Below are 7368 nucleotides of genomic sequence, written 5' to 3'. Positions count from 1 at the left end.
CACCTCCATTCCGAATTCGGCGGGGCTCTGCGAGGCATGCAACCACACCAAAGAACAACCCGGCTGGACAGCACAACCACGCCCCGGACCCGACTCAGGCACAGGCACAGGGTCTCGGCACACCTTCCGTATCACCACCCCCACCGGCCACACCTACAACTCCACCGCACCACCCCTACCCGGAACTTGGCCCATACCCGGAACAGGACCCACGCAAAGGGCCGGGCCATTGAGGCAACGCCCCACGCCGCCGCGTCGTCGCAACCGCTATAGTGAAAGACCTTTCTCAGGCGCCAGACTCCTGGTGAACATCTCCCAGACGGGGGAGCGCACCTCCAGCGTTTGAGAAAGCCCGCCAATGACCACAGGGTTTCGCACCCAGGACCCGGGCGGTTTTGACCTAGGGAGCTATTTCGCGCTAATCTTGGTAGTCGTTGTGCGTATCCCACCTCGATACGTCCATGCCCGCGTGGCGACTCGGTTGCAGAGTCACCTGGCCCGCGGGAATGGCCGAGATAACCGGGATCACTGGCTTTCAGCCCTCACCTGAAGTTCCGGTAGCGCATGCATAAGCTGAGCCTTCGCGCGGGGATTATGTCCCGGTTGTGAAGGCGTCACCGAACAAGAAACGAAGGCAAAAACCGTGCGTACGTACACCCCGAAGCCAGGCGACATCAACCGCCAGTGGCACGTCATTGACGCCACCGACGTTGTCCTAGGCCGACTTGCCAGCCAGACCGCAACACTGCTGCGCGGAAAGCACAAGCCGACCTTTGCACCCCATATGGATATGGGCGATTTCGTCATCATCATCAACGCCGAGAAGGTTGCCCTCACCGGCGCCAAGCTCGAGCAGAAGCGTGCATACCGCCACTCCGGTTTCCCGGGTGGCCTCTCATCGGTCAACTACGCAGAGCTGCTGGAACAGAACCCAGTCCGCGCTGTGGAGAAAGCCATTCGAGGCATGCTTCCCAAGACTTCCCTGGCTGCCCAGCAGATCGGGAAACTGAAGGTTTACCGCGGTGCCGAGCACCCACACGCTGCACAGCAGCCGAAGACCTTCGAAATTACCCAGGTCGCCCAGTAGTCCTGGCCACCACACACTAAGAAATTAATTCAAGGAGAACCGTGGCTCAGAACACTGAAGAGCTGAATGAACCAACTGAGGAGCTTACGAGCTACACCTCAGAAACCGGCGAGACCACCGAGGCAGCTGCCAAGGAACGTCCCGCCCTGACTGTCGGCGGCGGAGCCGTTGGACGTCGCAAGGAAGCAGTTGCACGGGTCCGGCTCGTTCCGGGAACCGGCAAGTGGATTGTCAACGGCCGCGAACTGGCCGAGTACTTCCCCAACAAGCTGCACCAGCAGGAAGTCAACGATCCGTTCAAGATCCTCGATCTCCTCGGATCCTACGACGTCGTAGCCCGTATCCATGGTGGCGGCCCATCCGGCCAGGCCGGTGCGCTTCGCCTCGGCGTCGCTCGTACCCTGAACGAGATTGACCGCGAGAACAACCGCGCCATCCTCAAGAAGGCTGGCTTCCTGACCCGCGACGCACGAGTGATCGAGCGTAAGAAGGCTGGTCTGAAGAAGGCTCGCAAGGCACCTCAGTACTCCAAGCGCTAACCAACCACGTGGACCGGCGCTTCCACTTCGGATGCCCGGCCTTCAGTGGTCCTAACGCCCGTCCGGTAACCGGACGGGCGTTAGGTGTTTAAGATCGGGATCGATCCTCTCTGAATTAGGATGTACATCGATGAGTAGATTATTTGGGACCGACGGGGTCCGCGGACTGGCCAATGAACTGATCACCCCTGAGCTGGCCATGCGGCTGGCACAGGCGGCTGCGGTGGTCTTGGGCCACAGCACCACCGACGGCAGGCGGCCGACTGCAGTGATCGCGCGGGACCCCCGCATCAGCGGTGACTTCATTGCGGCAGCCGTGGAAGCCGGCCTGGCCGGCGCGGGCGTTGACGTGTTCGACGCCGGAGTCCTCCCCACCCCAGCCGCAGCATTCCTGGTGGCGGACCTGGACGCCGATTTCGGCGTCATGATCTCCGCGTCCCACAACGCGGCGCCGGACAATGGCATCAAGTTCCTCGCGCGGGGCGGTAAGAAGCTCGATGACCGGATCGAAGACGCCATCGAGCTGGAACTCACCCGGCCCGCCCTCCGCCCGATCGGAGCCGATGTTGGCCGGATCAAGCGGTTCGCCGACGCCGAAGACCGCTACGTCGTGCACCTCCTGCAGACCCTCCCGAACCGTCTCGACGGCGTCAAAGTGGTGCTGGACTGCGCCCACGGTGCCGCCAGCGGCTGCTCGCCCCAGGTGTTCGCCGATGCCGGGGCGGAGATCGTGGTCATCGGCGCCGACCCCGACGGGATCAACATCAACGACGGCTGCGGATCCACCCACCTGGGTCCCCTTCAGACCGCGGTGCTGGAACATGGCGCCGATCTGGGCATCGCCCACGACGGCGACGCCGACCGGTGCCTCGCCGTCGACCACGAGGGGAACATCGTTGACGGCGACCAGATCATGGCGATCATGGCGGTCGCGATGAACGCTGCCGGCACCCTGAAGGACAGCACCCTCGTAGCAACAGTCATGAGTAACCTCGGCCTGAAACTTGCGCTGAGGGAGGCAGGGATCAGTCTCAGGGAGACCGGCGTCGGAGACCGGTACGTCCTCGAAGGGATGCGCGACGGCGGCTACAGCCTCGGCGGCGAGCAGTCCGGTCACGTCATCTTCGCCAAGTACGCCACCACCGGCGATGGCATCCTGACCGGCCTGCAGCTTGCAGCGCAGGTTGCCCGCACCGGGCGGTCGCTCAAAGAGCTGTCCCAGATCATGAACAAGCTCCCTCAGGTACTGATCAACGTCAAGGGCGTCGATAAGGGAGCTGTCACCACCAACGAGCACGTCCAGCAGGCAGTGCTCGAGGCTCAAGAGACATTGGGGGAGTCCGGCCGGGTGCTGCTGCGGCCGTCCGGCACCGAGCCGGTGGTGCGGGTGATGGTGGAGGCCGCCGACATGGAAACCGCTCAGCTCACCGCTGATCGGCTCGCCGAGACCGTCCAGCTCCGGTTGGCTCTCACCCCGGCCTAGGTGTATTCGCGCCCTGCCCGCCCCGCTTCGGTGCGGTCAGGGGCGGGTCGCGAGGCTGTCCCTGATTTCCGTCAGCAGTGCGATCTGCGGATCCACGACGGCTTCCTCCTCGACGATGCCGAGGCTTCGGTTGCGCCGTTCGATCATCTTGTTCAGTGGAAGCACGACGACGAAGTAGATCGCTGCCGCCACCAGAAGAAAGTTGGCGATAGCGGTCAGCAGCACCCCGAACAGAATGTCGTTCCCGTTGATGGTGACTTTCGCGAAGTCGTCGAAGTTCGGGGAACCGACCAGCGCCGAGATCAGCGGCATGAGCACCGAATCCACCAGCGCAGTGACAACGGCGCCGAACGCCGTGCCGAGAACCACTGCGACGGCAAGGTCAACGACGTTGCCTTTCATGATGAAGGTCTTAAATCCGTTAAGCATGCGCCAAGGATATCTGCCTAGCCGTAGTCCGGCGCACCGGGCAGCCCGGCGAACTCCTCAAGTGTCTCCACCTTTCCGTCCCGCATGGACGAGGCGGTCTCCGCCCCCACGAAGCGGTAGTGCCAGGACTCCTCAAGAAACCCTGTGGTTTCCTGGCGGCCCGCCGGATACCTGAGGATGAAACCGAACGCGGGGGCATTGGCAGCAGCCCAAATTCCGGCCGCCGTGTCGCCGAAGCATGACCTGAGGGTGCAGGCACCATCATCCTGGCCGATATCGAGGGCAAGCCCGGTCTGGTGCTCGGAAAAACCGGGACGTGCCGAATAGTTGTCGGCGTCCTCAGCACTGCCGTTGATGCTGACCCAATAGTCGTAGGTGTCAGCTTGGACGGCGTAGGAACGGTAGCCGCTGATCAAGGTAAGCCCGACGTCGTCGTCGGCCGCCGCAGCGAACATCCCCTCCAATGCCTCAGCCGCCTCGGGGCGCAGCATGGCGTTGGCGCTGTCTGTGGCGAGGGGAACCGCCGGGAGCACCAGCACCGGCGGCGCGTAGTCGATGGGGTTGAGGGGCCGGCGTTTGTTGACGACGACGTTCGTGGCCGTAGGATCCGCGTAGGCATCAGCCGCGACAGGACCCCCCGACGACGGCGACCGCTGGGCGGGCGCCGGCACTTTGCCGCTGCTGGGGGTCACGGCGCCCGGCGCGGACTCAACGGTCGGAGCGGGCCCAGCGTCCGGTCCGGCGCATCCGGAGAGCGCCGTACCGCCTGCGAGCACGACGGCGAAGACCGCCGACTTCACCAGCAGCGGGCGCGCAGACCGGTGACCGTAGCGTGTCATGTCTTGCGGAGCAGCATTCGCCGCACTGAATGATCGGCTTCCTTGGTCAGCACCAGCTGGGCCCGCCCTCGGGTGGGCAGCACGTTGGCCATCAGGTTGGGCTCGTTAATCCGCCGCCAGATGCCGAGGGCAGTCTCGCGTGCCTCGGCGTCGGTCAGCGACGCATACCGGTGGAAGTATGACTGCGGGTTGGCGAAGGCCCCGGTCCGCAGCGACTGGAACCGCTGGACGTACCACTGCTCGATGTGGGTCGTCTTGGCGTCCACATAGATGGAGAAGTCGAAGAAGTCGCTCAATGCAAGGCCGGACCGGCCGTCGGCGCGGGTCCGGGCAGGGGCCAGCACGTTCAGGCCCTCGACGATCAGAACGTCGGGGCGCCGCACCACCACCTCGCGGTCCGGCACAATGTTGTATGTCAGGTGCGAGTACCAGGGGGCACGCACCTCATCGGCGCCGCTCTTGACTTCGCTGACAAACCTCAGCAAGCGACGCCGGTCGTACGATTCGGGGAAACCTTTGCGCTGCATGAGTCCGCGCCGCTCCAGCTCATCATTTGGGTACAGGAAGCCGTCCGTCGTCACCAATTCCACGTTGGGGGTGTCCGGCCAGCGGCTCAGCAACTCACGAAGCACCCTGGCCGTGGTGGATTTGCCGACTGCCACCGAGCCGGCCACACCGATGACGAAGGGGGTGCGGGTGCGTTGCTCACCCAGGAAAGTGGTGGTGGCGGCATGAAGCTCACCAGCGGCCGCAACATAGAGGGACAGGAGTCTCGAGAGCGGAAGGTACACCTCGCGCACCTCGTCGAGGTTGAGCTCATCGCCCAACCCCCGCAACCGGAGGATGTCCTCCAGGTCCAAGGGGGAGGAGATCTCGTTGGACAGCCGTGCCCAGGTCTGGCGGTCCAGCTCGACGAAGGGTGTGAAGTTGCTCTCCGCACCATTGCCCGCGGTCACCCCGGGATTTGTTTCACTCACCGTCTGAATTGTGCCCGGTGGCGGCCGCAGATGCGAACCCTCGTCGGGTGCGGCGCCCGGATCTAGGGGTGCGCTGCACCCGATGAGCTGGGCTGACGGTACTCTTAAGCCCATGTGTGGAATCGTAGGCTACGTAGGCCGAGCAACAGTGTCATCAGACCGAACAACAGCGACGCACGGCGCGCTGGACGTGGTCATGGAGGGGCTCCGGCGCCTCGAGTACCGCGGTTATGATTCCGCCGGGGTGGCCGTTCTGACCTCCAACGGTGTCGAGTCCCGGAAGAAGTCAGGCAAGCTCAGCAACCTGGTGGCCGAGCTCGAGGCCAGCCCGCTGCCCACGTCCATGACCGGGATCGGCCACACCCGTTGGGCCACCCACGGCGCACCCAACGACGTTAACGCCCACCCGCACCTCGCCGACAACGGGCGGCTGGCCGTCATCCACAATGGCATCATTGAGAACTTCGCCGAACTCAAGGCAACCCTGCTGGAGGAGGGCGAGACCTTCCTCTCCGAGACCGACACCGAAGTGGCAGCCGCACTGCTGGGCAGCATCTACCGTGAACTCTCCTCCGCAGGGGACCCGGACCCCCTCACCAACGCCATGCGCCAGGCCAGCCAACGGCTGGAGGGTGCTTTCACCCTCCTCGCCGTGCACCAGGACTCACCCGGAGTCGTCGTCGCCGCCCGCCGGAACTCGCCGCTCGTTGTGGGGCTTGGCGACGGCGAGAACTTCCTCGGCTCCGACGTCTCCGGCTTCATCGACTTCACCCGCCGCGCCGTCGAGCTGGGCCAGGACCAGGTGGTCACCATCACCCCCGACGAGGTCATCATCACCGACTTCTTCGGCGCCCCCGCCACCGGCAAGGAATTCCACGTCGACTGGGATGCAGCGGCAGCGGAAAAGGGCGGGTACCCGTCCTTTATGGAGAAGGAAATCAACGACCAGCCCGACGCCGTCGCGCAGACGCTGCTCGGGCGTTCCGACGCTGCCGGCAAGCTGATCCTCGACGAACTGCGCATCGATGAGACAATTTTGCGGTCGGTGGACAAGATTGTTGTCCTCGCCTGCGGTACCTCCGCCTACGCCGGTCAGGTGGCCAAATACGCCATCGAGCACTGGTGCCGCATCCCCACCGAGGTGGAGCTGTCCCACGAATTCCGCTACCGGGATCCCATCGTCAACGAAAAGACCCTGGTGGTGGCCATCTCCCAGTCCGGGGAAACAATGGACACCCTGATGGCCGTGCGGTACGCCCGTGAACAGGGCGCCAAGGTGGTGGCGATCTGTAACACCAACGGGTCAACCATTCCCCGCGAATCCGACGCGGTGCTCTACACCCACGCCGGCCCCGAGATCGCCGTCGCCTCCACGAAAGCCTTCCTGGCGCAGATCACCGCCGCCTACCTGCTGGGCCTGTACCTGGCCCAGTTGCGGGGTAACAAGTTCGGCGACGAGATTGCCGACGTCCTGGCTGACCTGGCGGAAATGCCTGCCAAGATCCAGAGCATCCTCGACAATGCCGACAAGGTCAAGAAGCTGGCCCGCGAGATGGCCGATGCCAAGTCGGTGCTCTTCCTGGGCCGCCACGTTGGATTCCCCGTGGCGATGGAGGGTGCCCTGAAGCTGAAGGAGCTTGCCTATATCCATGCCGAAGGCTTTGCTGCCGGCGAGCTCAAGCATGGTCCCATCGCGTTGATCGAGGACGGCCAGCCCGTCGTCGTCGTGGTGCCCTCACCGAACGGCAGGGACTCCCTGCACGCCAAGGTGGTCTCGAACATCCAGGAGATCCGCGCCCGCGGCGCCGTCACCATTGTGATTGCCGAGGAAGGCGATGCATCGGTCGAGGCCTACGCGGAGCACGTGTTCTACGTGCCGAAGACTCCTACCCTGCTGGCGCCGCTGCTGACCACCGTGCCGTTGCAGATCTTCGCCTGTGAACTCGCCTCAGCCAAGGGCTACGATGTTGACCAGCCCCGCAACCTGGCCAAGTCAGTCACGGTTGAGTAATTG

General features: G+C 64.2%; 7 protein-coding genes. 4 read left to right on the top strand and 3 right to left on the bottom strand.

The window, feature by feature from the left end; translation table 11 throughout:
• Positions 1-643: 643 nt before the first annotated feature.
• From rplM to glmM, 3 genes are all read left to right on the top strand, one after another.
• Positions 644-1087, top strand: a complete 444-nt coding sequence (gene rplM / locus ACX80O_RS01585; protein WP_019481538.1) for a 50S ribosomal protein L13 — start codon at positions 644-646, stop codon at positions 1085-1087.
• 41 nt (positions 1088-1128) lie between these two features.
• Positions 1129-1626 (top strand): 30S ribosomal protein S9, encoded by a 498-nt coding sequence (gene rpsI, locus ACX80O_RS01580; RefSeq protein ID WP_459305359.1) that lies wholly within the window; start codon positions 1129-1131, stop codon positions 1624-1626.
• A 130-nt stretch (positions 1627-1756) separates the two neighbouring features.
• A complete protein-coding gene (gene glmM / locus ACX80O_RS01575; protein ID WP_459305360.1) occupies positions 1757-3109 on the top strand; it encodes a phosphoglucosamine mutase in 1353 nt (450 codons plus the stop codon).
• Between the two features lie 36 nt (positions 3110-3145).
• Here glmM and mscL read toward each other — a convergent pair whose 3' ends face one another.
• The 3 genes from mscL to coaA are packed head-to-tail and all read right to left on the bottom strand — an operon-like array spanning position 3146 to position 5354.
• On the bottom strand, positions 3146-3538 hold the full coding sequence (mscL, locus tag ACX80O_RS01570) for a large conductance mechanosensitive channel protein MscL (protein WP_459305361.1): 393 nt from the start codon (positions 3536-3538) through the stop codon (positions 3146-3148).
• Between the two features lie 17 nt (positions 3539-3555).
• Positions 3556-4377 (bottom strand): M15 family metallopeptidase, encoded by an 822-nt coding sequence (locus ACX80O_RS01565; protein ID WP_459332267.1) that lies wholly within the window; start codon positions 4375-4377, stop codon positions 3556-3558.
• Positions 4374-5354 (bottom strand): type I pantothenate kinase, encoded by a 981-nt coding sequence (coaA, locus tag ACX80O_RS01560; RefSeq protein ID WP_459305363.1) that lies wholly within the window; start codon positions 5352-5354, stop codon positions 4374-4376. The genes ACX80O_RS01565 and coaA overlap by 4 nt, the downstream gene beginning before the upstream one ends.
• Before the next feature lie 112 nt (positions 5355-5466).
• On the opposite strand from coaA, the gene glmS reads away from it, so the two are divergent.
• Positions 5467-7365 (top strand): glutamine--fructose-6-phosphate transaminase (isomerizing), encoded by a 1899-nt coding sequence (gene glmS / locus ACX80O_RS01555; protein WP_459305364.1) that lies wholly within the window; start codon positions 5467-5469, stop codon positions 7363-7365.
• Positions 7366-7368 lie beyond the last annotated feature (3 nt).

Source organism: Arthrobacter glycogeni, from assembly GCF_054511155.1.
Note: the sequence above shows the minus strand (reverse complement) of the source record. Positions and strands in the feature narration are given on the sequence as shown.

What these genes read in the sequence shown, in the direction of transcription:
- glmS (WP_459305364.1), top strand. Translation starts at nt 5,467, where the DNA reads ATGTGTGGAATCGTAGGCTACGTAGGCCGAGCAACAGTGTCATCAGAC.
- ACX80O_RS01565 (WP_459332267.1), bottom strand. Translation starts at nt 4,377, where the DNA reads ATGACACGCTACGGTCACCGGTCTGCGCGCCCGCTGCTGGTGAAGTCG.
- glmM (WP_459305360.1), top strand. Translation starts at nt 1,757, where the DNA reads ATGAGTAGATTATTTGGGACCGACGGGGTCCGCGGACTGGCCAATGAA.
- mscL (WP_459305361.1), bottom strand. Translation starts at nt 3,538, where the DNA reads ATGCTTAACGGATTTAAGACCTTCATCATGAAAGGCAACGTCGTTGAC.